Genomic DNA, 23,007 nt, shown 5'->3' with positions numbered 1-23,007 from the left:
CGAATCGCGCACTGGCCGCATTCCTATGCTGAACGTATAATCCGGAGAGCGGCTCTTCCCGGACCAAGATGGCAGACAATCAGCAGTCAAAGCGCGAATTGCAGGGTCAGGAAGGCCTCTCGCCCCTGTTCGACATCATGCTCGAAGGGGTTGTCGTGCGTGACGGTGCAGGGCGCATCACTGCATGCAACCGCACGGCACAGCAGATCTACGGTCTGTCGGCGGCGGAGCTCGAAGGGCATACGCCCGAGAACCTGCCGGTCGACTTCCTGAACGAGGACGGGTCCTCCTGCCCGCCGGATCAACATCCGGCGATGGTCACGCTGCGTACGGGCCTGCCGCAGCGTGGCGTCGTGATGGGCATTGCCCATCCGGGACGGGATCCGGTGTGGATCCAGGTCAATAGCCAGCCGATCGCCGATTCCGCCGGGCGCATCTCCTCGGTGATCACGAGCTTCGCCGACATCACGCCGATCAAGCGCGCGGAGGATGCGCTACGGGCGAGCGAGGCGCGCAACCGTACGCTTGCCGAAGCGATCGCACAGTCCGGCTGTTCGGTCATCATCACCGACAGCGCGGGGTGTATCGAATACGTCAATCCCGCCTGCTGCAAGGCCTATGGCTATTCGGAGGAAGAGCTCATCGGGGCGCGGCCGAGCATCTTCAAGTCGGGCGAAACGACCGATGCGGAGTATGCGGGACTGTGGCGGACGATTCTCGCGGGCGAGACCTGGCGCGGCGAGATGTCGAATCGCAGCCGCGACGGTCGGCTGATCCGCGAAGCGGTCTCCGTGTCGCCAGTGCGCGACGAGAGCGGAGAAGTGCGGCATTTCGTCGCACTGAAGGAGGACATTACGCAGCTGCGCGAGGACGAGCGCAGACGGCACGAACTGTTCGAGCGCGTTGCGCGGCTCGAGCGCATGGAGCTTGTCGCCACGCTGGCCGGTGGCATCGCGCACGACTTCAACAACGTACTCGCCGCCATCCTCGGCTATTCGCAACTGGCGGCCACGCAGCTGAAACAGGACGGTGGCGGCGCACGCGCACTGAAGTACATCGACGAGATCCGCGCCGCCGGTCAGCGCGCGCGCGAACTGATCCAGCAGTTGCTCAGCTTCCGCCGCGGCGGCGCGGTGCAGCCGGGCAGCGCCGCACTTGCCGCGATCGGTCGCGAGGCCGTCGGTCTGCTGCGCGCGACTCTTCCGGACACGCTCGCGGTGGTTGCCGACATCGATGCCGGCCTGCCGCGCCTGGCCGTCGATCCGGCGCACCTCCATCAAATCATGATGAACCTGCTGATCAATGCGCGCGACGCGATCGCGGGCATCGGCACCATCCGGCTGACGGCTCGCCGCGTGTCCATTGGCGACGCGCAGCGTTGCGATTCCTGCGGCCACGAGTTCCGTGGGGAGTATGTCGCAATCACGGTCACCGACGTCGGTGTCGGCATTGCGCCCGAGCACCGCGAAAAACTGTTCGAACCCTTCTTCACCACTAAGGATGTCGGGCAGGGTACCGGCATGGGGCTCGCGGTCGTGCACACCATGACCCACTTGTACGACGGTCACGTCCGGGTGGAATCGGAGCCCGGCAAGGGCACTGCGGTGCAGGTCGTCCTGCCGGCGCGTCTGCTTCAGGAGGGCGCCGCGGCGTAGTGCGGCGTCTCAGTGCAAGACGCGCGGCATCGCGAGCACGAAGGCCGGGATCTCGGCGTCGAAGCGGTGTCCGTCCGCGGCGACCATCTGGTAGCTGCCCTGCATGGTCCCGACCGGGGTTTCCAGTACCGAGCCGCTCGAATAGCTGAACTGCTCTCCGGGGGCGAGCGCCGGCTGTTCGCCGATCACGCCCTGGCCGCGCACTTCCTGCACCTTGCCGGCACCGTCGGTGATGATCCAGTGACGGCTCAGAAGTTGTGCGCCGACCGTGCCGACGTTGGTGATCGTGATGTGGTAGGCGAACACGTAGCGGTCTTCTTCCGGCGCTGATTGACCGGGCACGTATTCCGCTACCGCGCTCACCTTGATCCGGTATTTTTCCGATTGGCTCATTGATGGGTCTCTGTGGTGGGTGCCGCTGTCGGGGGCGCGTTCGGGACAGCGGAACACGCGAAGGCGGCGCAGGAGGTTAAAATAGCACTTTTGTCCGGAAATACCGCCATGTCCGTTTCGCCCCTGACCGCTCTCTCCCCGCTCGACGGCCGCTACCATGAAAAGGTCGCGGGTCTGCGCGAGCACTTCTCCGAGCATGGTCTGATCCGCAATCGCGTGCGGGTGGAGATCGAATGGCTCAAGACCCTGGCGGGTGAGCCGGCGTTGGCCGAGATTGCGCCGTTCTCGGCGGCGACGGTGGCGGAGTTGGACGGTGTCGTCGCGACATTCTCGCCGGCCGACAGCGCCGCGGTGAAGGCCATCGAGGCGACCACCAATCACGACGTGAAGGCGATGGAATACTGGCTCAAGGAGCGCCTGGGTCATAACGCCGAAGTCACCAAGGTGTCCGAGTTCATCCACTTCGCCTGCACCTCGGAAGACATCAACAACACCTCGCACGCGCTGATGCTGCGCGAAGGCCGCGACGCCGTGCTGCTGCCCGCGCTCGACAAGGTGATCGCGCGCTTCCGTGAGCTGGCGCACCTGCTCGCCGACCTGCCGATGCTCTCGCGCACGCACGGACAGCCTGCCAGCCCGACCACGCTGGGCAAGGAGATGGCCAACATCGCCGCACGCCTGTTGCGCGCGCGCTCGGCCATCGCCGCGGTGTCGCTGACCGCCAAGTTCAATGGCGCGGTGGGCAACTACAATGCGCACCTGTCGGCCTGGCCGGCCTTCGACTGGGAAGGCTTCAATCGCCGCTTCATCGAATCGCTGGGGCTGGAGTTCAATCCCTACACCATCCAGATCGAGCCGCACGACGCGATGGCAGAGCTCTTCGACGCCATCGCGCGCACCAACACGATCCTGATCGACGCCTGCCGCGACATCTGGATGTATATCTCCTTCGGCTACTTCAAGCAGAAGCTCAAGGAGGGCGAGGTCGGCTCGTCGACGATGCCGCACAAGGTGAATCCGATCGACTTCGAGAACGCTGAGGGCAACCTCGGCATCGCGAACGGCGTGCTGCGCCACTTCACCGAGAAGCTGCCGGTGTCGCGCATGCAGCGCGACCTCACCGATTCGACCGTGCTGCGCAACATGGGCGTCGGTTTTGGCCACACGGTGCTGGCACTCGATTCCTGCCTGCGCGGACTGAACAAGCTGGAAGCCGATCCGGCACGCCTCGCGGCCGATCTCGACGGAGCATGGGAAGTGCTCGCCGAGCCGGTGCAGACGGTGATGCGCCGCTTCGGTATCGAGAACCCGTACGAGCAGCTCAAGGCGATGACCCGCGGCAAGGGCATCACGCGCGAGGCGCTGCAGGATTTCGTCCGTACCCTGGCGATTCCCGAGGCGGATCGCCAGCGCCTGCTCGACATGACCCCGGCGAGCTACGTCGGCAAGGCTGCCGAGCTCGCGAAGCGCATCTGAGCGTGGGCCGGCTGCGGCCGGCACGGGCTGCGACGACGAACGCCACCTGCGGGTGGCGTTTCCATTGCAACATTCGAAAGGAAACAGGAATGGCGTTTGCCGACAATCTCAAGCAACTGCCCAAGGTGTCGCACCTCGCGGCCCTCAATCTTCTCGATGCGGAGGGCGCGACCGTCGCCACCATCGAGAACAAGCCGGGGCAGGCCGGCTCCCTGGCGGTGTACAACCACCTCGCCCAGCTCTATGGCTCGATCAACGGCGAAGCGGCGAAGAAGGGACTGGAGTTGTACGCGGAGCACGCAGAGGACGCGCGCCTGAATCCGGGCAAGCATCCGAACATCGACCGGCTGACCGGGGTCATCGAGCGCGGCGAGGTGCTGCGGGTGAAGCAGGTGTTCGCGGTCTGAACCGGAAGTTGGTACTCCGTGCGCCGTGAGCCTGTTGAGGCCGTGCTAGTGCCCTTCGACAGGCTCAGGGCGGACGCTGGTTGTTTCTTCGTCTCGCTCAGGCGCCGCCCAGGCCGAAGAAATCGCGGATGCCCAACATGCCGATCTGGAAACCGATGGCCACCAGGATCAGGCCCATGAAGCGGGTGAAGATGCGCTCGACGCGCGGCGTGGCCAGGCGCTGGCGCACGAGCGCGAGACGCAGTGTCGCCCACAGCACGGCCGCGGTGGCGACTGACGCGAGCAGGGCAACGACCGGCAGGTAGAGGCGGGACGGGTAGGCCACCGACAGCGTGATGGCCGTCGTGATGGCGCCCGGTCCCGCGACCAGCGGCATTGCGAAGGGCACGACGATGCGGTCCTCAGCGTCCTCGGGCGAGGCCTCGTCGCGCTGAATGCCGCTCGGGCTGCCGCGCAGCATCTCGAGGCCGACGAGAATGATGACCAGTCCGCCGGCGGTGCGGAAGGCGTCCAGCGAGATGCCGAAGAGCTCGAGAATGTAGCGGCCGCCGATGGCCGCGCCAGCGAGGATCGCCAGCACGGCCATCGCGGCCTGGCCGGCGGCGCGCCGGCGTGCCGCGATCGGCATGCCGGAGACGATGCCAAGGAACATCGTCGCGGCGATGATCGGGTTCGTGATCGCCAGGAGACTGACGAAGGCCTGCAGGAACTCGTTCATTGCCGCGCGGGGGAGGGGTCAGACGACCGCCTCTTCCTTTTCCTTCTTCGGCTTGATGAACTGTTCGCGCGACACGCCCAGCCACATCACGAGCGGGCTCGCGACCAACACGGAAGAGTAGATGCCGAAGCAGATGCCGATGGTCAGTGCCATCGCAAAGTAGTGCAGCGTTTCACCGCCGAACAGCAGCATTGCCAGCACCATCATCTGCGTGCTGCCGTGGGTGATCACCGTACGCGAAATGGTCGAGGTGATCGCGTGGTCCAGCACTTCCGGCGTCGTGAGGCCGCGCTTCTTCTTGAAGGTCTCGCGCACGCGGTCGAACACGACCACGGATTCGTTGACCGAGTAACCGAGCACGGCGAGTACCGCCGCGAGCACCGGCAGCGAGAACTCCCACTGGAAGAAGGCGAAGAAGCCCAGGATGATCACGACGTCGTGCAGGTTCGCGATGATCGCCGACACCGCGAAGCGCCACTCGAAGCGCATCGCGAGATACACCACGATGCCGAAGATCACCAGCAGCAGCGCCATCGCGCCGTCCGACGCGAGCTCCTTGCCGACCTGCGGACCGACGAATTCGACGCGGCGCAACTCGGGCGCGCCGCCCACCGCCTGCAGCGTCGCCATCGTGCGCTCGGACACTTTGGTAGTGTCGAGATCCTCGCGGTTCGGCAGGCGGATCAGCACGTCGCGCGAACTGCCGAAGTTCTGCACCTGCGCGTCCGGGTAGCCGCTGGTGGCGAGCGCGCTGCGGATCGGCTCGAGTTGCGGCGCTTCGGCGTAGGCGACCTCGACCAGCGTGCCGCCGGTGAATTCCACCGACAGGTGCAGGCCGCGTGTCGCGAGGAAGAACACCGCCAGCACGAACGTGATCAACGAGATGATGTTGAACGTCAGCGCATGGCGCATGAACGGGAGATCTTTCTTGATGCGGAAGAATTCCATGATTCAGCCTTCTATTCAGCCTTGTGCGTGCGCGGCGGTCAGTTGCCCGGCTTCCAGATCTGCCCGATGGACACCGATTCGAGCTTGCGGCGGCGGCCGTAGAGGAGGTTCACCAGCATGCGCGAGATCAGGATCGCGCTGAACATCGAGGTCAGGATGCCCAGGCAATGCACCACCGCGAACCCGCGCACCGGCCCGGAGCCGAACACCAGCAGCGCGATGCCGGCGATCAGCGTCGTGATGTTGGAGTCGAGAATCGTGTCGAAAGCGCGTTCGTAGCCCGCGTGGATGGCGGCCTGTGGTGAGACGCCGTTGCGTAGCTCCTCGCGGATCCGTTCGTTGATCAGCACGTTGGCGTCGATCGCCATGCCCAGGGTCAGCGCCATCGCGGCGATGCCGGGCAGTGTCAGTGTCGCCTGCAGCAGCGACAACAGGGCGACGAGCAGCAGCAGGTTGGCGGCAAGCGCGATCACCGACACCAGGCCGAACAGCATGTAATACACGCTCATGAAGATCGCGATCGCGACGAAGCCCCACAGGGTCGAGTGGAAGCCCTTGGCGATGTTCTCGGCACCGAGGCTCGGGCCGACCGTGCGTTCCTCGATGATCTCCATCGGGGCGGCGAGGCTGCCGGCGCGCAGCAGCAGCGCGACGTCGCTCGCTTCCTGGGTCGTCATGCGGCCCGAGATCTGCACGCGCCCGCCGCCGATCTCGGTGCGGATCACCGGCGCGGTCACGACCTCGCCCTTGCCCTTCTCGATCAGCAGGATGGCCATGCGCTTGCCGACGTTCTCGCGCGTGACGTCGCGGAAGATGCGGCTGCCGGCGGCGTCCAGCGTGAGGTGCACGGCGGGCTCGTTGGTCTGGCCGTCGAAGCCGGGCTGGGCGTCGGTGAGACGGTCGCCAGTGAGCACGACCTGGTTGCGCACCAGGATGGGCGAGCCGCCGCGTTCGTTGTAGAGCTCGGTGCCGAGCGGCACGCTGCCGGCAAGGGCGCCTTCGAGCGCCCCCGGGGTCTCGTCGACGAGGCGCACTTCGAGGGTCGCGGTGCGACCGAGGATGTCCTTGGCCTTGGCGACGTCCTGCACGCCGGGCAGCTGCACGACGATGCGGTCGAGGCCCTGTTGCTGGATCACCGGCTCGGCGACGCCCAGCTCGTTGATGCGGTTGTGCAGCGTGGTGATGTTCTGCTTGATCGCGAAGTCGCGGATGTTCTTCTGCGCGTTCTGGCCCAGGGTCGCAACGAGCTTCAGGTCGTCCGATGCGTCGTCGCGATCGGTGAGCTGCAGGTCCGCGGTGCTGGCGGAGATGGCCTTGCGCGCGGCTTCGCGCTGCTCGGCGTCGCGGAAGCGCAGCAGCACGTTGTTGCCTTCGCGCGTGATGCCCGCGTGGCGGACGTTCTTGTCGCGCATCAGCGTGCGCAGGTCGGCGGCGGTTGCGTCGAGGCGCTTGGTGATTGCGCCGGGCATGTCGACCTGGAGCAGGAAGTGCACTCCGCCGCGCAGGTCGAGCCCGAGGTACATCGGCAGCGCGTTGATCGAGGTGAGCCAGTTCGGTGAGGCGGACAGGAGGTTCAGCGCGACGACATAGGAGGGGTCGCGCGGATCGGGGTTCAGGCGCTTCTCGATGGCGTCCTTTGCGCGCAGCTGAACGTCGGTGCTGGCGACGCGCACACGAATGCTGTTGGCGTCGCTGAACAGCCCGGTGTGCTCGATGCCGGCATCCTTGAGCGCCTGTTCGATCGTGCCGTTGAGGGAGGCGTCGAGCTTGAGCGTGGCTTTGCCGCTGGAGACCTGAACTGCGGGCACTTCACCGTAGAAGTTGGGAAGGGTGTAGATCAGGCCGAAGAACAGGACCAGACCGATAAGAATGTTCTTCCAGAGCGGATAGCGGTTCATGACTTGAATGGGCTGGAAAGGGGATGCGGCAGGTCAGTGCGGCGTGGGGCGGGCAACAGGCCGGCGCGCCCCGCGCGGGGAACCTCAGAGAGTCTTCAGCGTGCCCTTCGGCAGCACCGTGGCGACGGCCTGGTTCTGCACAAGGATATTGACGTTGTCCGCGATTTCGATGCGCAGGAAGTTGTCGCCGACCTGGGTCACGCGACCGGCGATGCCGCCCTGGGTGACGACCTCATCGCCCTTTGCGAGCGCGGAAACCATCGCCTTGTGCTCCTTCGCGCGCTTCATCTGCGGACGGATCATCAGGAACCACAGGACGATGAACATCAGGATCAGCGGCAGCATGCCCATCAGGCCGCCGGTGGGATCGCCGCCGGCCGCGGCCTGGGCGTATGCGTTGGAAATGAACACGGGTGAGACTCCGGGTGGTTGCTTAAAGCGGTCGATTATAGCAGCAGGGTTTCGCGTGCCTGTGGCAAGCAGGCGCGTCCCGGCGCAATCCCACGCAACCGCGCTTCCCCGAACGGTTCCGTGATAACACGGACGAAAAGCGCTGTCGTGCGATTGCCCTGGCCGGAGACGTCATTGCGTCCCGGTACTGCGCTCGCTGCGGAAGCGCCCGAGGTAGGTGTCGAATTGGCCCGCGGCGATCGCCGCGCGCAGCTCTGCGGTGAGAACCTGGTAATAGCGCAGGTTGTGGATCGTGTTGAGCATGCTGCCGAGGATCTCGCCGGCGCGGTGCAGGTGGTGCAGGTAGGCACGGCTGAAGTTGCGGCAGGTGTAGCAGTCGCACGAGGGGTCCAGCGGGCGGGTGTCCTGCTTGTGGATGGCGTTCTTGATCTTGATGTCGCCGAAGCGCGTGAACAGCCAGCCGTTTCTCGCGTTGCGCGTGGGCATCACGCAGTCGAACATGTCGATGCCGGCGGCGACGCCCGCGACGATGTCCTCGGGGGTGCCGACGCCCATCAGGTAGCGCGGCTTGTGCCGCGGCAGGCGCGGGGCGGTGTGGGCGAGGATGCGTTCCATGTCTTCCTTGGGCTCGCCGACCGAGAGGCCGCCGATCGCGTAGCCGTGGAAGCCGATGTCCTCGAGCGCGGCCAGCGACTCGTCGCGCAGGTCCTCGTACATGCCGCCCTGCACGATGCCGAACAGCGCGTTGGCGTTACCGAGGCGGTCGAACTCGTCGCGCGAGCGCCTGGCCCAGCGCTGCGACAGGCGCATCGACTTGGCCGCCTCGTCGCGCGTGGCCGGATAAGGCGTGCATTCGTCGAAGATCATCACGACGTCGGAGTTCAGCGTGTGCTGGATCTGCATCGAGATCTCCGGCGTGAGCAGCAGCTTCGCGCCGTCGATCGGCGAGGCGAACTTCACTCCTTCCTCGCTGATCTTGCGCAGCGCGCCCAGGCTGAACACCTGGAAGCCGCCCGAGTCGGTGAGGATGGGCTTGTTCCAGCCCATGAAGCCGTGCAGGCCGCCGTGCGCGGCCACGACTTCGAGGCCGGGACGCAGCCACAGGTGGAAGGTGTTGCCGAGGCAGATCTGCGCGCCGATGTCGTCGAGTGCGGCCGGCGTCATCGCCTTGACCGTGCCGTAGGTGCCGACCGGCATGAAGACGGGAGTCTCGACGACGCCGTGGGCGAGGGTGAGGCGGCCGCGGCGGGCGGAGCCGTCCTGGGTGATCAGGTCAAATTGCATCGTTGCGGCGGGTGATGAACATGGCATCCCCGTAACTGAAGAATCGGTAGCCTTCGCGCACCGCGTGGGCGTAGGCGCGACGGATGGGCTCCATGCCGGCGAAGGCGGACACGAGCATCAGGAGCGTCGACTTCGGCAGATGGAAGTTGGTGATCAGGGCGTCGGCGACGCGGAAGCGATAGCCGGGAAGGATGAAAAGCTCGGTCTCGCCCACGCCGGGGCCGAGATCGCCGTCCTGTGCGGCGCCTTCGAGCGCGCGCAGGCTGGTGGTGCCGACGGCGATGACGCGCCCGCCGGCGGCCTTCGTCTTCGCGATCGCATCGACCGTTTCCCGCGGGATCACGTAGCGTTCCCGGTGCATGCGGTGTTCGCCGAGGTCATTTACGCGCACCGGCTGGAAGGTGCCTGCGCCGACGTGCAGGGTGACCCAAGCACCATTCACGCCCTTGCGCGCGAGGTCGGCGAGCATCTGCTGGTCGAAGTGCAGCCCGGCGGTCGGTGCCGCGACCGAGCCCGGCTCGCGTGCATAGACGGTCTGGTAGCGCGATTCGTCGTGATCGTCCGCGGCGCGGTCGATGTAGGGGGGCAGGGGCAGTTTGCCGTGCTTTTCCAGCAGTTCGTGGAGGTCTTCGTCCTCGGGGAAGCGCAGGTGGAAGAACTCCCCGGCGCGGCCGAGCACCGTGACATCGAAGGCGTCGGCCAGGCGCAGGTGTGCCCCGGCGCGCGGCGACTTGCTCGAGCGCACCTGGGCAAGGGCCTCGTGCGGGCCGATCGCGCGCTCGATCAGCACTTCGATCTGGCCGCCGGTCTCCTTGACGCCGTAGAGGCGGGCATGGATCACGCGCGTGTCATTGAACACGAGCAGGTCTCCGGGCTCGACGAGCGCGGGCAGGTCGCAGAAGCCGCGGTCGGCCAGTTCGTCGCCGGCAAGCACGAGGAGGCGGCTCGCGCAGCGTTCCGCAAGCGGCGCCTGGGCGATCTGTTCGGGGGGGAGCAGGTAGTCGAAATCGTCGAGAGTTAGTGACATGCGCTTGCCGCTGGCTGGGGCTTTCATGGATAATGCGGCGCTTCCCGTGCCGGGATGGCGGAATCGGTAGACGCAGCGGATTCAAAATCCGCCGCCGCAAGGTGTGTGGGTTCGAGTCCCACTCCCGGCACCAGTCTTTCTTCAGCGGAAAGCGCAGCAAGGTCGCGGATTCTAGCAGAGTTCGCAGGTCGCCAAAGTCCGCTCCGTCCACTCCCGCACCTCCGCTCCGGTCCGCCATCACTCGGCGTGGATGGGGCGCGCAGAGCCCTTGTCGGCGCATTTCCCCGGCGCCACAGTGCGGCGTTGGCCCTGCGCCAGACGGGGCGTTTTACTTCAAGTTCGAAAAAAACTGAGCATTGTTCATCATTGATCTTCTTTTTTGGAAGCGACAGGGTGGCCATACTTCTTCTGCGGGCCGGCTTGCCGGCTCATCACGAAGGAGAAGGTGCAATGCGAATCGATCTGCAATGTAACGGTGTCGAACCCCCTGCCGGTCTGCGCGAGTACGTCGCACGGCGGATGAAATTCGCAATCGGTCGCTTCCGCGACCAGATCAAGTGGGCGCGGATCAAGGTTGCCGACGTGAATGGGCCGCGGGGCGGCGTGGATAAGCGTTGCGTGGTGCAGCTGCGTCTGCGCAACCTGCCCGACGTGATCTTCGCGATCACCGAAGTCGAGGCGCGTTCCGCGATTGACCGTGCCGCCGACCGGGTGTCGCAGGTGCTGGCGCGCCGGCTCGAACGCCAGCGCCGCATCGTGCGCGAGTTCTTGCCGGAACCCGTGCCGGCCGGAACCTGACGGATTTCACGCAGGTCTCATTCAAAACTCGAACAAAGGAGGTAGTCGCTCGATGGAAAACCGTATCGCAACAATGACCCGCTCGGAGGCCTCGGTCCTCTCGACCAACCGGGTCATCCGCAACACCTACATGCTCCTGTCGATGACGCTGGCCTTCTCGGCGGCGACCGCGGGGCTGTCGATGGCGCTGGGCCTGCCCCATCCGGGGCTGATCATCACGCTGGTGGGCTACTTCGGCCTGCTGTTCCTGACGACGAAGTTCCGCGACAGCGGGCTCGGCGTGCTGTTCGTGTTCGCGCTGACCGGCTTCATGGGCTTCACGCTGGGGCCGATCGTGTCGAAATACCTGGCGCTGCCCAACGGTCACCAGATCGTCATGCAGGCGATGGGCGGCACGGCGGCGATCTTCCTCGGCCTGTCGGCCTACGCGGTGACGACGCGCAAGGACTTCTCGTTCATGGGCGGCTTCCTGACCGTCGGCATCCTCGTCGCGTTCCTCGCGGGCCTCGGCGCCGTGTTCTTCGAGATGCCGGGGCTGTCGCTGGCAGTGTCGGCGATGTTCGTGCTGCTGATGTCGGGGCTGATCCTCTACGAGACCAGCAACATCATCCACGGTGGCGAGACGAACTACGTGATGGCGACGGTGACGCTGTATGTGTCGATCTACAACCTCTTCACCAGCCTGCTGCACCTGCTGGGGGTGATGAACGACGACTGATCCCTTGAGCCAAGGCAGGGTTCGGGCAAGGAGAACGGGGCGGCCTGCGGGTCGCCCCGTTTTCATTCGCGGTCGCGGTTTCAGGCGCGGATCGGCACTGTCGTACGTAACCTGGCCCTTTCGCGGCCGATGCTGCACCCCACAGCGCGCAACGGGGAGGCGTCCAGGCTAGACCGGGCGATATCTTCCTGCGATTCGCAGCAGCAGTTTACGGGCTTCGTCCAGCAGCAGCACGCTGGATGCGACGAGGGCCGAGCGCAGCCAGTCGGCTCCGGAGAGCGCGACAGTGCCGAACACGGTCTGGGCGACCGGCCAGTTCACGACCACCGCCTGCAGCGCGAGCACGCCGCCGAGTGCGATCCACAGTCGGACGTTGCGCAGGAACTGGCGGTTGAAGGCGCTGCCGTGTTCGCTGCGGGCGTTGAAGACGTTGAAGAACTGGAACAGCACGAAGGTCGTGAAGGCCAGCGTGAGGGCGTATCGCTCGCCGTGCGTGTCGAGCGCGGAGTGGAACAGCCACAGCGTGCCGACCATCATCGTGGCGCCGTACAGGGCGAGGCGGCCGAGGCGGGGTGCGGTGAGGATATGGGCCGCCTGCGGGCGTGGCGGCGCGCGCATGATGCCGGGGCGTGCGGGCTCGACACCCAGGGTCATTGCCGGGGGGCCGTCCATGATGATGTTGATCCACAGCAGCTGGATCGCAGTGAAGGGCGAGGGCAGGCCGGCGAGCGTCGCCGCGAGCACCGTGAGAATCGCGCCGATGTTGGTCGACAGCTGGAAGCGCACGAACTTGACGATGTTGTCGAAGATGACCCGGCCTTCCTCGACGGCGCGAACGATGGTGGCGAAGTTGTCGTCGGTGAGCACCATCGTCGCCGCTTCGCGCGTGACGGCGGTGCCGGTGATGCCCATTGCGATGCCAATGTCGGCGGCCTTGAGCGCGGGCGCGTCGTTGACGCCGTCGCCGGTCATCGCAACGACCTGGCCGTCGGCCTTGAGCGCCTTGACGATGCGCACCTTGTGGGCGGGCGAGACGCGCGCGAAGACTGCGATGGCATCGATGCGGCGGGCAAGCGCGGCATCGTCCATCGCGTCGAGTTCGGCGCCGCTCGCGACCTCGCCCTGCAGGCCCAGTTCGCGTCCGATCGCCGCGGCGGTGGCCTTGTGGTCGCCAGTGATCATCTTGACGCGGATGCCGGCCTGGCGGCAGCGCCGGATCGCCGCCGCGGCTTCGGCGCGCGGCGGATCCATCAGGCCGGCGAGCCCGACGAAGGTCCAGTCGTGCGCCCAGGCCCACAGGTCGCCGGCGGGGTCGAAGTCGTGAGCGGGGATATCCCGTCGCGCGACCGCGAGCACGCGTAGCGCCTGATCGGCGAGATGATAGTTCTCGGCGGCGATCGTGGCGCGCATTTCGTCGTCGAGCGGGCGGGTGTCTGTGCCATCCGCTGCGCCGCAGTGCCACGCGGAAGAGCGCGTGAGCAGCACGTCCGGGGCTCCCTTGATGCACATCTCCACGCGATCGCCCCGGTGGTGGAAGGTCGCCATGAACTTGTGCGCCGAGTCGAAGGGAATTTCGGCGATGCGCGGGATACGTTCGCGCTCGGCAAGCGGGTCGATGCCGCCCTTCTGCGCCAGCACCCACAGTGCGCCTTCGGTGGGGTCGCCGACGAGGGTCGCCTCGCGCACGCTGGAGTCGGAGCACAGCGCCATCGGCATTAGGAGAGGGTGCAGGTCGGCGAGCCCTTCGCCGCAGATGCGGCCGGTGGGGTGATAGCCCTCGCCGTCCACGGTGAAGCGGCAAGCTGCGAACCAGCCGGCGCGGGCGGTCATCTGGTTGAGCGTCAGGGTGCCGGTCTTGTCCGAGCAGATGACGGTGGTCGAGCCCAGGGTCTCGACCGCGGCGAGTTTCTTGAGGATGGCGCCATTCTGCGCCATGCGCCACATGCCGATGGCGAGGGTGACGGTGACGACCGCCGGCAGTCCTTCGGGAATGGCCGCGACGGCGAGGGCGACGGCGGTCATCGTCGCCTGGACCCAGGGCAGACCGCGCGCGGCATCGAGCGCGAAGATCACGGCGACGACGATGCTGGCGATCAGCGCAAGGCGCTTGCCGAGGACGTCAAGCTGGCGCTGCAGGGGCGTCTCGCCGCTGGCGGTGCTCGCGATCATGCCGGCAAGCTTGCCCATCTCGGTCGCCATGCCGGTTGTGACGACCAGCATCTCCGCGCGGCCGCGGGTGACGACGGTGTTCATGTAGAGCATGTTTACACGGTCGCCGAGGGCGAGTTCGGGGGTGTCGAGCGTGTCGGTGATCTTGCCTACCGCCTGGGATTCGCCGGTCAGTGCCGCTTCGTCGACCTCGAGGTTGTGTGCAGCGAGCAGGCGCCCGTCGGCGGGAACGCGGTCGCCGGCCTCGAGCAGGACGACGTCTCCGGGTACGAGACTCGTCGCATCGACCTCCATCTGCCGGCCGTCGCGGCGCACGCGGGCGCGCGCGGCGAGCATGTCCTTGAGTGCGGAGAGCGTGCGTTCGGCACGGTGCTCCTGCCAGAAGCCAAGACTGGCGTTCAGGACGACAACGGTCAGGATAACGAGCGCATCCTTGAGTTCGCCGATCGCCCAGGCCAGTGCCGCGGCGAAGATCAGCACAACGATGAGGAAGCTGCGGAACTGGTCGAGGAACTTGAGCCAGGCGGGCCTGGGCGGTGCCTCGGCGAGCCGGTTCTCGCCTACCCGTGCGAGGCGCTCCGCGGCGTCCGTGCCCGAGAGTCCGTGTTCAGGGGCGACTTCGAGGGCGGCCGCGGTGGCGGCCTTGCCGAGGGTGTGCCACCGGGTGTGCCAAGGCGCTTCGGTGTTCATCGCCGGGGTGTCCTCGCAGGGAGCAGGGCGGCGCGCGATGGCTGCCGCGTTGCCGTCAATCGGAGGGCGGCGTGTCGGCCTGCGAGGGGGTTTCCTGTTCGGCGGAGATCTCGACGAGGCGCGTTGCGAGCACCTTGTCGATGCGTTTGCCGTCGAGGTCGACGACTTCAAGTCGCCAGTCTTCCCAGGTCGTAACGTCGCCGGTGTGGGGGATGCGGCCGAGGAGCCACATGACCATGCCGCTGAGCGTGTGGTAGCGGCCCTTGTCTTCTTCGGGGACGGCCCTGATCTCGAGGCGGTCCTTGAGCTCGGGGATGGGAATCATGCCGTCGAGCAGCCACGAGCCGTCCTCGCGTTGCACCGCCCATGCCTCGTCGAGGCTGGACGGGCGGAACTCGCCGGTGACGGCTTCGAGCACGTCCTGCAGCGTGACCACGCCCTGTATCTCGCCATACTCGTCGATCACGAACACCATGTGGGTGCTGGAGGCGCGGAACTGGTCGAGGAGTTCCATGCCGGTGAGCGACTCGGGTACGTAGATCGCAGGCTCGAGCTGTTTGGTGAGGTCGGGCGTGCCGCCCTTGAGGGTCTGGTTGAAGAGCTGTTTCGACGAGATGATGCCGAGGATGTCGTCGAGGCCGCCGCGGCACACGGGGAAGCGCGAGTGCTCGGATTCGGCCATGCGCGCGAGGTTGTCATCGAGCGGCAGGTTGATGTCCAGCCATACGACGTCCGAGCGGGGGACCATCAGCGAAGCGATCTGACGTTCGTCGAGGCGGAAGACGTTGCGCACCATCTCGTGCTCGTTCTTCTCGATGACACCGGCTTCCGAGCCTTCCTCGAGCAGCGCGTGGATCTCTTCTTCGGTGACGCCGGGAGCGGCCTCGTCGCGCTTGCCCATCAGCGTGAGCAGCAGCGCGGTGGACCAGCTCAGCAGGCGCACGAAGGGGCGCGATGCGACGGAGAGCGCGTTCATCGGCCGCGCGACCAGACGCGCGATCCCTTCGGGGTTGATCTGTCCGATGCGTTTCGGGACGAGTTCGCCAACCACGATGGAGACGTAGGTGATGACGACGACGACCAGCACGGTCGCGCCGATTTCGCTCGGGTGCTGTGCAAGGCCCAGTTCCTGCAGCCACATCGCGAGCGGAGCGGCGAGGGCGGCTTCGCCGACGATACCGTTGAGGATGCCGATCGAGGTGATGCCGATCTGGATCGTCGACAGGAAGCGCGTCGGTTCCTCGCCGAGCTTGATGGCGACCGCGGCCGATGCGTCGCCGTCCTCGGCAAGGCGTGCCAGACGTGCACGCCTTGCCGTGACGAGGGCGATCTCGGACATGGCGAAGACCCCGTTAATCAGGATCAGGGCAACAAGTACGATGATTTCCATTTTCGCGGTCTATGCGTGACGGGGGCGCGCGCTGCGTGCCGGCACGCCCGGGGAAGGTGTGCGGAAGACCGACTGATGCGCCGGTGTCGCGACTGGGCGCGAGCGACCAGTCATCGTGAGGAGGTGCCTGCGGTGCGCAGGGCTGGGGGGCAGTCGGCGTGCCCGGGCGAGTCGGATGGCGGGTTGCGCAGGGCAACATCGACCCGGCGAGGTGCGGGCGCATGCGCCCGGATGGCTCGTCAGGCGGGGCCTGTGGCGCGGATGAGGCGAAGTTCGACTACCCATAGCGCGGGGTTCGTGCAGACCCCGCTACTCCTTCCTTGTGTGCTGGATTCCAACATGATGCATCACTGATGCAGTCGCTGTCACGCACCCCCGGTGAAGGCCGCGATGCGATGGCGGCGCACGAAGCGTTACAATGGCGCGTTTTGGTTACTTGGAACGGGTCGGATGAAGACCACCTTTCTGGATTTCGAACAGCCGATTGCCGATCTCGAAGAGAAGATCGAGAAGCTGCGATTCGTGCAGGACGACTCGGCGGTGGATATCTCCGAGGAAATCGCTCGCCTCGAAGCCAAGAGCGAATCACTGACGAAGGATCTGTACGGCAAGCTCACGCCCTGGCAGATCGCGCAGGTCGCGCGTCACCCGCAGCGCCCCTACACGCTGGACTATGTGCGCCACATTTTCACCGATTTCCAGGAACTGCACGGTGATCGCGCGTTTGCCGACGACAAGGCGATCGTCGGCGGGCTGGCGCGCTTCAACGGCCAGAGCTGCGTCATAATCGGCCACCAGAAAGGGCGCGACACCAAGGAAAAGATCCTGCGCAACTTCGGCATGCCGCGCCCGGAGGGTTACCGCAAGGCGTTGCGCCTGATGCGCACGGCGGAGAAGTTCGGTTTGCCGGTGTTCACCTTCGTCGATACGCCGGGTGCGTATCCGGGCATCGGCGCGGAGGAGCGGGGCCAGTCCGAGGCGATCGGGCGCAACCTTTACGTGATGGCCGAGCTGAAGGTGCCGATCATCGCAACGGTGATCGGCGAGGGCGGATCGGGGGGCGCACTGGCGATCGCGGTGGGTGATCAGGTGATGATGCTGCAGTATTCGACCTATTCGGTGATCTCGCCGGAAGGCTGCGCGTCCATCCTGTGGAAGAGCGCCGAGAAGGCCTCCGAGGCGGCCGAGACGATGGGGATCACGGCGGCGCGGTTGAAGTCGCTGGGTCTGATCGACCGCGTGGTCAACGAGCCGGTGGGCGGCGCGCACCGCGACCACCGTGCGATGTCGCAGTCGCTCAAGCGGGCGCTGCAGGATGCGCTGCGCCAGGTCGCGGACCTGTCGCCGGCCGAACTCGTCGAGAAGCGTTTCGAGCGGCTGATGAGTTATGGCCGCTACAAGGAACAGAACGCCGCCTGAGGCGGTTGCCGAGGAGGCCGTTGCCGGCGCGCTGGCGGCGGCCGGCGTCGCGCCGGGCGAGACCGTGTGCGTGGCTCTGAGCGGCGGGGTCGATTCGACCGTGCTGCTGCATAGCCTGGCGCGTCTGCGCGGGCGCGGCGGCTTCACCCTCGTGGCCGCGCATGTCCATCACGGCCTGAGTGCCCACGCCGATGCGTGGCTGGAGGCATGCCGCGCCGCGTGCGACGCCCTGGGCGTCGTATTCCATCCCTTCCGTGTGCAGGTGCGGTGCGACGATCCGGCCGGCCTCGAGGCCGCCGCCCGCGTTGCCCGCCACGCCGCCCTTGCACGCGTGCCGTGCGACTGGCTGGCCTTCGGGCACCATCAGGACGATCAGGCGGAGACGCTGATGTTCCGCTTGTTGCGGGGGGCCGGCGTGCGCGGGGCGGCCGGGATGATGGCGGTCGAGCCGGGGATGCCGGGGCGGCTGCGGCCGCTGCTGGGGCTGCGGCGCGCGCACGTCGTCGCCTATGCTCGGGCGCACGGGCTGACCTGGGTCGAGGACGAGAGCAACGCCGACGAGCGCTTCGCGCGCAACTTGCTGCGGCACCGGGTGATGCCGGTGCTGGAGGACGCTTTCCCCGCCGCGGTGCCGGCGCTCGCGCGTGCGAGCGCGCAGTTCCGCGAGGCGGACGTGCTGCTCGGGGAGCTGGCGCAGCTTGACCAGGCGGCCTGCGGCGGAGCTGCGCTGGAGCGCAAGCAGCTGTTGGGCCTGTCCGACGAGCGTGTGCGCAATCTGCTGCGTTGGCGCATCCGCGCGATGGGGCTGGAGGCACCGGCGCGCGCGCGGCTGGTCGAGGCGGTGCGCCAGTTGCGCGTTGCGCCGGAGGAGCCGTTGCGGCTGCCGTTGGGTGGCGTCGCCTGCTGTGCCTATCGCGGCCGGCTGTGGCTGGAGGCGGAGGCTGAAATCCCGGTCCCGCAGGCGACGGTCTGGCACGGCGAGGCGGAGTTGCCGTGGGGGGCGGGCAAGGTGGTGTTCGTTGAGGCGGTCGGCGAAGGACTGAGCCGGGCTGCGCTCGAGCGTGCGCAGGAGGTGCTGCTGGGGCCGCGCTGGGCAGGGCTCGCCCTGCGTGAGGGCGCCGGCCGGCCGCGCCGCAGCTTCAAGAACCTGTGCCAGGAGGCCGGAATTCCGTCGTGGCTACGCGATAGCCTGCCGGTGCTGCGGGTGGATGGTGCGGCGGCATGGGTGGGAGAGATCGGCACCGCGGCGGAGTTCCGCTGTGCGCCGGGCGAGCCGGGGGTCGTTCCCACCTGGGAGCATTGAATCGCACGGTGGCCGGCTGCGATTCGGAAAGCCAGTCACCCTGAGCCCTTCGGCACGCTCGGCCCGAGCGGACGGATATCTGATCGGGCTGCCGTTCTAATTGAAACCTTCGCTGAAGCCGCGCATCTGGCGGCGGGCTTTCTTCGTCGGGCGGCCACGCAGGTCGCTGCCGGGCGGCGGCGCGAGGCGCCGCTCTTCCTTCTCGGCGCTGCGGCGGGCGCTGCTATCGGGCGTTTCCTCGTACAGCTGTTGTGCCTCGACGGCGGGGCGGCGCTGTTCGTTGAGACCGCGCACGATGACGGTCCAGTGTGCGCCGCCGGCGACGATGTCGAGGCTGTCACCAATACGCAGTTCGCGTGCGGGCTTGACCGCCTGGCCGTTGAGTTTGACGTGACCGCCTTCGATGGCCTGGTTGGCGAGCGAACGGGTCTTGAAGAAGCGCGCGGCCCACAGCCATTTGTCGATGCGCATGCGTGCGGCGTCGTGAGGTGCGGGGGCGTTTCCGGTGTGCGACACGGTGCGGCGGTTCCTGCGCGGGATTCAGTGGGGGGGGCGGTTGCGCACCAGGTTCACGAGTTGTGCGAGCTCGACGGCCGAGCGCACTTCCATCTTCTCGAAGACCTTGGAGCGGTGGGCTTCGACGGTGCGCATCGAGATGCACAGGTCGTCGGCGATGACCTTGTTGAACTTGCCCGCGAGGATCAGTTCCATGACTTCCTGCTCGCGCGCGGTGAGCAGCGCGAGGCGCGTCTCGACCGTCTCGCGCGTCGTTTCGGCGCGGTGGTTATTCGCGTCGATTTCCAGCGCACGCGTGACGATGTCGACCAGATCGCTGTCGTTGAACGGTTTTTCGATGAAATCGAACGCCCCCTTCTTGAGCGCGGCCACGGCCATCGGGACGTCGCCGTGGCCGGTGATGAAGATGACGGGGAGCTGGTTGCCGCGCTGGCGCAACACGTCGAAGCATTCCAGGCCGCTCATGCCTTCCATGCGGATGTCGAGCACGACACAACCGCGCCAGCCGGGCTGGAGCGCTGCGAGAAAATTCTCGGCGCTCGGCCAGGTGGCGCACGCGACGTCGCGCGTCTTGAACAGCCACTGCAGGGCGTCGCGGATCGCTTCGTCGTCGTCGATGATGTGGGCGCAAGGCTGGGTCATGGGGTTTCCACGGGTAGCGACAAGGTGAAGATGGTACCGCCGTCGGGGTTGGTTTCGAAACCGAGCCGGCCGTGGTGCAGTTCGGCGATGGAGCGGCAGATGTTGAGGCCCATGCCCATGCCTTCGGCCTTGGTGGTGAAGAAGGGCTCGAACAGGCGGCGGCCGGTTTCGGCATCGATGCCGGTGCCGTTGTCGGCGACGCGCACGACGAGCGTGTCGCCTTCGCGCCGGGTGCTGACGCGCACCGTGCGGCGGGCGGGCGGGTTGTCGCGCATCGCGTCCATGCCGTTGCGCACGAGATTCACGATGACCTGCTCGATCATCACGGGGTCGGCGGCGACACTCGGCAGCGCTTCCTCGAGCTCGGTTTCGATGCGCATGCCGCGCTTGGTGGAGTCGGCTTCGATCAAGCCGATCGCTTCGCGGATCATCAGGTTGATGTCGAGTGGCTCACGCTTGGGTTCGGAGCGGCGGACGAAGTCGTGCACGCGGCGGATGATGTCTCCGGCGCGGCGGGCCTGGCGGCCGATGCGGTCGAATATGTCCTTCAATTCGCTGCGGTCAATCTCGGGCTGCTCGAGGCGGTTGATGCAACCGGTGTTGTAGCTGGCGATCGCGGCGAGCGGCTGGTTGAGTTCGTGCGCGAGCGTCGAGGCCATCTCGCCCATCGTGATCAGGCGTGAGGTGGCCTGCAGCCGTTCTTCCTGCTGGCGCGCGAGTTCTTCGGCGCGCTTCTGTGCAGTGATGTCGAGCATCGAGCCCATCCAGCCGGTGTGTCGGCCGGCGGCGTCGATCAGCGGGGCTTCGAAGATCAGCGCGTCGAAGCGTTCCCCGCTCTTGCGCCGCAGGCGGATCTCGAAGCCTTCCGGAGAGGCGTCGCCGCGCAGGACGCGGTCGTGGATGTCCTGCGTCTGTTGCAGGAACTCGGGATCCCAGTAAGGCATGGGCGGGGTGCGGCCGATGAGCTCTTCGGCGCTGTAGCCGACCATCCTGCAGAAGGCGGGGTTGACATACGTAATGCGCCCGTCGAGGTCGCGCGCGCGCAGGCCGGTGAGCATGGAGTCTTCCATGGCCCGCCGGAACAGGGATTCGCTGCGCAGCGCCTGCTCGGCCCGGTGGCGGCGCTGCAGTTCGCGGCGCAGCTGCAGTACGCTCCAGACGAGGATGCCGCCGAGCAGCAGGATGGAGCCGATCAGCAGCACCTGCACCCAGCGCGTTTCGCCCTGGTAGGCGGTGACCTGCAGGGTGAGCCCGCCGCCGGGCGGGTCGAAGGCCATCGTGTAGCTCTGGCGGTCGGACAGCGGGGCGACCTTGGATTTCGCGACGAGTTCGTGTCCGTCGCTGTCGAGCACGCTGACGCGATAGCGCTCCGCAAACCACCACGGCAGGTCGTGGGTGACGAGATCGTGGAGCGAGTACACGCCGATCATGGCGCCGACAAAGCCATTTTCCGCGTAAATGGGGACGTGCACCTCGAACTGCAGGCGGTCGCCCGCAGCGGCGTACACCTGGCCGTAGACGCGTCGTTCGAGGGCCTGTGCGAGCCGCAGGTTGGCGGCCGACTGCTCCCCCAGTTGCTCGCCGAGCATCTCGCCTTCCCCGATGGGTGGAAGGGCACCTTTCAGGCGGCCTTCGGCGTCCAGCCACATGACCCGCACGAGGCCGTTCTCGGCGCGCACGAGCTGGCGCAGTGCGGCAGACGTTTGTGGTAAGTGGCGGTCGGCGGCGAGGATCTCCTGGCCGATCTGGGCGAGCTGCGAGGCGTTGCGTTCGAGCTTGAACTGGAGGTTCTGCTCCATCCACAGGACGTCGCTGATGAGGGTGGCGCGCTGTTCCTCCTCGTCGTAGCTGCGCGTGAACCAGACCAGCGCGGCGATCACGACGAGGAACAGCAGCACCGTCAGGTAGGGTACGGCGGTGAGCCAGCGCTGCCGGACGGAGAGGGCGGTCGTCTGCGGGGGGCTCATGGACGGGTGTCGGTGCGGGGTGTTGTGGATGTCCACAATGTAATGGATGCGCGCGGCTTCATAGACTGGTGAAAGTGTCCGGCGCCTCTGGTTGCTGCACGGCACCCGCCCGGACATGGGTCAGGTAAAAAACTATGCAATTTGGAGGAGATAGTGGAATGAAGATTCGCGCCCTTTTCATCGGTCTTGTCGCCATGGGGTTGTCCGCCGCTGCGGTCGCCGCCGATCCCGTCGTAATCAAGTTCAGCCACGTCGTTGCCAACGACACGCCCAAGGGCAAGGCTGCAGACAAGTTCAAGGAACTTGCCGAGAAGTACTCCAAGGGAGCCGTCAAGGTCGAAGTCTACCCGAACAGCACGCTGTACAAGGACAAGGAAGAGATGGAGGCGCTGCAGCTGGGCGCCGTGCAGATGCTCGCTCCGTCGCTGGCCAAGTTCGGGCCGCTGGGCGTGAAGGAATTCGAGGTCTTCGATCTGCCCTACATCTTCGATGGCTACGACGACCTGCACAAGGTGACGATGGGGCCGGTCGGCCAGAAGCTCCTCGGCAAGCTCGAGGCTCGCGGCATCAAGGGCTTGGCGTTCTGGGACAACGGCTTCAAGTCGCTGTCGGCGAACACGCCGATCAAGGCGCCGGAGGACGTCAAGGGCAAGAAGCTGCGCGTGCAGTCGTCCAAGGTGCTCGAGGAGCAGATGCGTGCGCTCGGCGCGATCCCTCAGGTGATGGCCTTCTCCGAGGTGTATCAGGCGCTGCAGACCGGCGTCGTGGATGGCACCGAGAACCCGCATTCGAACCTGTACACGCAGAAGATGCATGAGGTGCAGAAGCACATGACCCTGACCGACCACGGTTACCTGGGTTATGCGGTGATCACCAACAAGAAGTTCTGGGACGGCCTGCCGGCCGAGGTGCGCGGCCAGCTCGAGCAGGCGATGAAGGAGTCGACCGAGTTCGCGAACAAGATTGCCAAGGAAGAGAACGACAAGGCCCTCGAGGCAGTGCGCGCATCGGGCAAGACCGCGATCTACAAGCCGACCGACGCCGAGAAGCTGGCGTTCAAGAAGGCGCTGGTGCCGGTGCATAAGAAAATGGAATCGCGCATCGGTGCCGAGACGATCCAGTCCATCTACAAGGACACCGGGTTCGACCCGTCCAAGCTGTAAGTCGGCGTCGTAACG

Annotated in this window: 20 protein-coding genes and 1 tRNA gene; 9 read left to right on the top strand and 12 right to left on the bottom strand. The window is 66.4% G+C overall.

The window, feature by feature from the left end; translation table 11 throughout:
* The first annotated feature begins 68 nt into the window (after positions 1-68).
* A complete protein-coding gene (locus ToN1_RS08260; RefSeq protein ID WP_169204913.1) occupies positions 69-1,655 on the top strand; it encodes a PAS domain-containing sensor histidine kinase in 1,587 nt (528 codons plus the stop codon).
* Positions 1,656-1,664: 9 nt separating this feature from the next.
* On the opposite strand, the gene apaG is transcribed toward ToN1_RS08260, so the two are convergent.
* Positions 1,665-2,048, bottom strand: a complete 384-nt coding sequence (gene apaG, locus ToN1_RS08255; protein WP_169204912.1) for a Co2+/Mg2+ efflux protein ApaG — start codon at positions 2,046-2,048, stop codon at positions 1,665-1,667.
* 108 nt (positions 2,049-2,156) lie between these two features.
* Between apaG and purB the strand changes: the two genes are divergently transcribed.
* Entirely contained in the window at positions 2,157-3,524 is a 1,368-nt protein-coding gene (purB, locus tag ToN1_RS08250) for an adenylosuccinate lyase (RefSeq protein WP_169204911.1), read from the top strand.
* A gap of 89 nt (positions 3,525-3,613) precedes the next feature.
* Positions 3,614-3,931, top strand: coding sequence for a DUF2322 family protein (locus ToN1_RS08245; protein WP_169204910.1), 318 nt, complete (start codon positions 3,614-3,616; stop codon positions 3,929-3,931).
* A gap of 97 nt (positions 3,932-4,028) precedes the next feature.
* Here the strand turns inward: ToN1_RS08245 and ToN1_RS08240 are convergent, their stop codons facing one another.
* From ToN1_RS08240 to queA, 6 genes are all read right to left on the bottom strand, one after another.
* Positions 4,029-4,649, bottom strand: a complete 621-nt coding sequence (locus ToN1_RS08240) for a MarC family protein (RefSeq protein ID WP_169204909.1) — start codon at positions 4,647-4,649, stop codon at positions 4,029-4,031.
* Positions 4,650-4,667: 18 nt separating this feature from the next.
* Positions 4,668-5,597, bottom strand: coding sequence for a protein translocase subunit SecF (gene secF, locus ToN1_RS08235; RefSeq protein ID WP_169204908.1), 930 nt, complete (start codon positions 5,595-5,597; stop codon positions 4,668-4,670).
* Positions 5,598-5,635: 38 nt separating this feature from the next.
* Positions 5,636-7,495, bottom strand: a complete 1,860-nt coding sequence (secD, locus tag ToN1_RS08230) for a protein translocase subunit SecD (RefSeq protein WP_169204907.1) — start codon at positions 7,493-7,495, stop codon at positions 5,636-5,638.
* An 84-nt stretch (positions 7,496-7,579) separates the two neighbouring features.
* Complete coding sequence (yajC, locus tag ToN1_RS08225; protein WP_169204906.1) at positions 7,580-7,906, bottom strand: preprotein translocase subunit YajC; 327 nt, start codon at positions 7,904-7,906, stop codon at positions 7,580-7,582.
* Between the two features lie 171 nt (positions 7,907-8,077).
* Positions 8,078-9,190, bottom strand: coding sequence for a tRNA guanosine(34) transglycosylase Tgt (tgt, locus tag ToN1_RS08220; RefSeq protein WP_169204905.1), 1,113 nt, complete (start codon positions 9,188-9,190; stop codon positions 8,078-8,080).
* On the bottom strand, positions 9,180-10,217 hold the full coding sequence (queA, locus tag ToN1_RS08215) for a tRNA preQ1(34) S-adenosylmethionine ribosyltransferase-isomerase QueA (protein ID WP_169204959.1): 1,038 nt from the start codon (positions 10,215-10,217) through the stop codon (positions 9,180-9,182). Before queA ends, tgt begins: the two co-directional genes overlap by 11 nt.
* Before the next feature lie 48 nt (positions 10,218-10,265).
* Here queA and ToN1_RS08210 point away from each other — a divergent pair.
* The 3 genes from ToN1_RS08210 to ToN1_RS08200 all read left to right on the top strand — a co-directional run bounded on the left by ToN1_RS08210 (position 10,266) and on the right by ToN1_RS08200 (position 11,733).
* Positions 10,266-10,350, top strand: a tRNA-Leu gene (locus tag ToN1_RS08210).
* 317 nt (positions 10,351-10,667) lie between these two features.
* Complete coding sequence (locus ToN1_RS08205) at positions 10,668-11,015, top strand: HPF/RaiA family ribosome-associated protein (protein WP_169204904.1); 348 nt, start codon at positions 10,668-10,670, stop codon at positions 11,013-11,015.
* 52 nt (positions 11,016-11,067) lie between these two features.
* The gene (locus tag ToN1_RS08200) at positions 11,068-11,733 is read left to right on the top strand and encodes a Bax inhibitor-1/YccA family protein (RefSeq protein ID WP_169204903.1); all 666 of its coding nucleotides are present in this window, start codon (positions 11,068-11,070) and stop codon (positions 11,731-11,733) included.
* Between the two features lie 168 nt (positions 11,734-11,901).
* Here ToN1_RS08200 and ToN1_RS08195 read toward each other — a convergent pair whose 3' ends face one another.
* Entirely contained in the window at positions 11,902-14,592 is a 2,691-nt protein-coding gene (locus tag ToN1_RS08195) for a cation-translocating P-type ATPase (RefSeq protein ID WP_169204902.1), read from the bottom strand.
* 55 nt (positions 14,593-14,647) lie between these two features.
* Positions 14,648-15,982, bottom strand: coding sequence for a hemolysin family protein (locus ToN1_RS08190; RefSeq protein WP_169204901.1), 1,335 nt, complete (start codon positions 15,980-15,982; stop codon positions 14,648-14,650).
* A 450-nt stretch (positions 15,983-16,432) separates the two neighbouring features.
* On the opposite strand from ToN1_RS08190, the gene ToN1_RS08185 reads away from it, so the two are divergent.
* Both ToN1_RS08185 and tilS read left to right on the top strand, forming a co-directional pair.
* Complete coding sequence (locus ToN1_RS08185; RefSeq protein WP_169204900.1) at positions 16,433-17,401, top strand: acetyl-CoA carboxylase carboxyltransferase subunit alpha; 969 nt, start codon at positions 16,433-16,435, stop codon at positions 17,399-17,401.
* On the top strand, positions 17,370-18,704 hold the full coding sequence (gene tilS, locus ToN1_RS08180; RefSeq protein WP_169204899.1) for a tRNA lysidine(34) synthetase TilS: 1,335 nt from the start codon (positions 17,370-17,372) through the stop codon (positions 18,702-18,704). The genes ToN1_RS08185 and tilS overlap by 32 nt, the downstream gene beginning before the upstream one ends.
* Positions 18,705-18,800: 96 nt before the next feature.
* Here the strand turns inward: tilS and ToN1_RS08175 are convergent, their stop codons facing one another.
* From ToN1_RS08175 to ToN1_RS08165, 3 genes are all read right to left on the bottom strand, one after another.
* Positions 18,801-19,175 carry an RNA-binding S4 domain-containing protein gene (locus ToN1_RS08175; protein ID WP_169204958.1) on the bottom strand — a complete coding sequence of 125 codons (375 nt, stop codon included), beginning with the start codon at positions 19,173-19,175 and terminating at the stop codon, positions 18,801-18,803.
* Between the two features lie 69 nt (positions 19,176-19,244).
* Positions 19,245-19,862, bottom strand: coding sequence for a response regulator transcription factor (locus ToN1_RS08170; RefSeq protein ID WP_169204898.1), 618 nt, complete (start codon positions 19,860-19,862; stop codon positions 19,245-19,247).
* Positions 19,859-21,829, bottom strand: coding sequence for a PAS domain S-box protein (locus tag ToN1_RS08165; protein WP_169204897.1), 1,971 nt, complete (start codon positions 21,827-21,829; stop codon positions 19,859-19,861). The genes ToN1_RS08170 and ToN1_RS08165 overlap by 4 nt, the downstream gene beginning before the upstream one ends.
* A 158-nt stretch (positions 21,830-21,987) precedes the next feature.
* On the opposite strand from ToN1_RS08165, the gene ToN1_RS08160 reads away from it, so the two are divergent.
* On the top strand, positions 21,988-22,992 hold the full coding sequence (locus ToN1_RS08160; protein ID WP_169204896.1) for a TRAP transporter substrate-binding protein: 1,005 nt from the start codon (positions 21,988-21,990) through the stop codon (positions 22,990-22,992).
* The last annotated feature ends 15 nt before the right edge of the window (positions 22,993-23,007 follow it).

Source organism: Aromatoleum petrolei (genome assembly GCF_017894385.1).
GTDB classification, from domain to species: domain Bacteria; phylum Pseudomonadota; class Gammaproteobacteria; order Burkholderiales; family Rhodocyclaceae; genus Aromatoleum; species Aromatoleum petrolei.
This window is presented reverse-complemented; position numbering and strand designations above follow the sequence as displayed.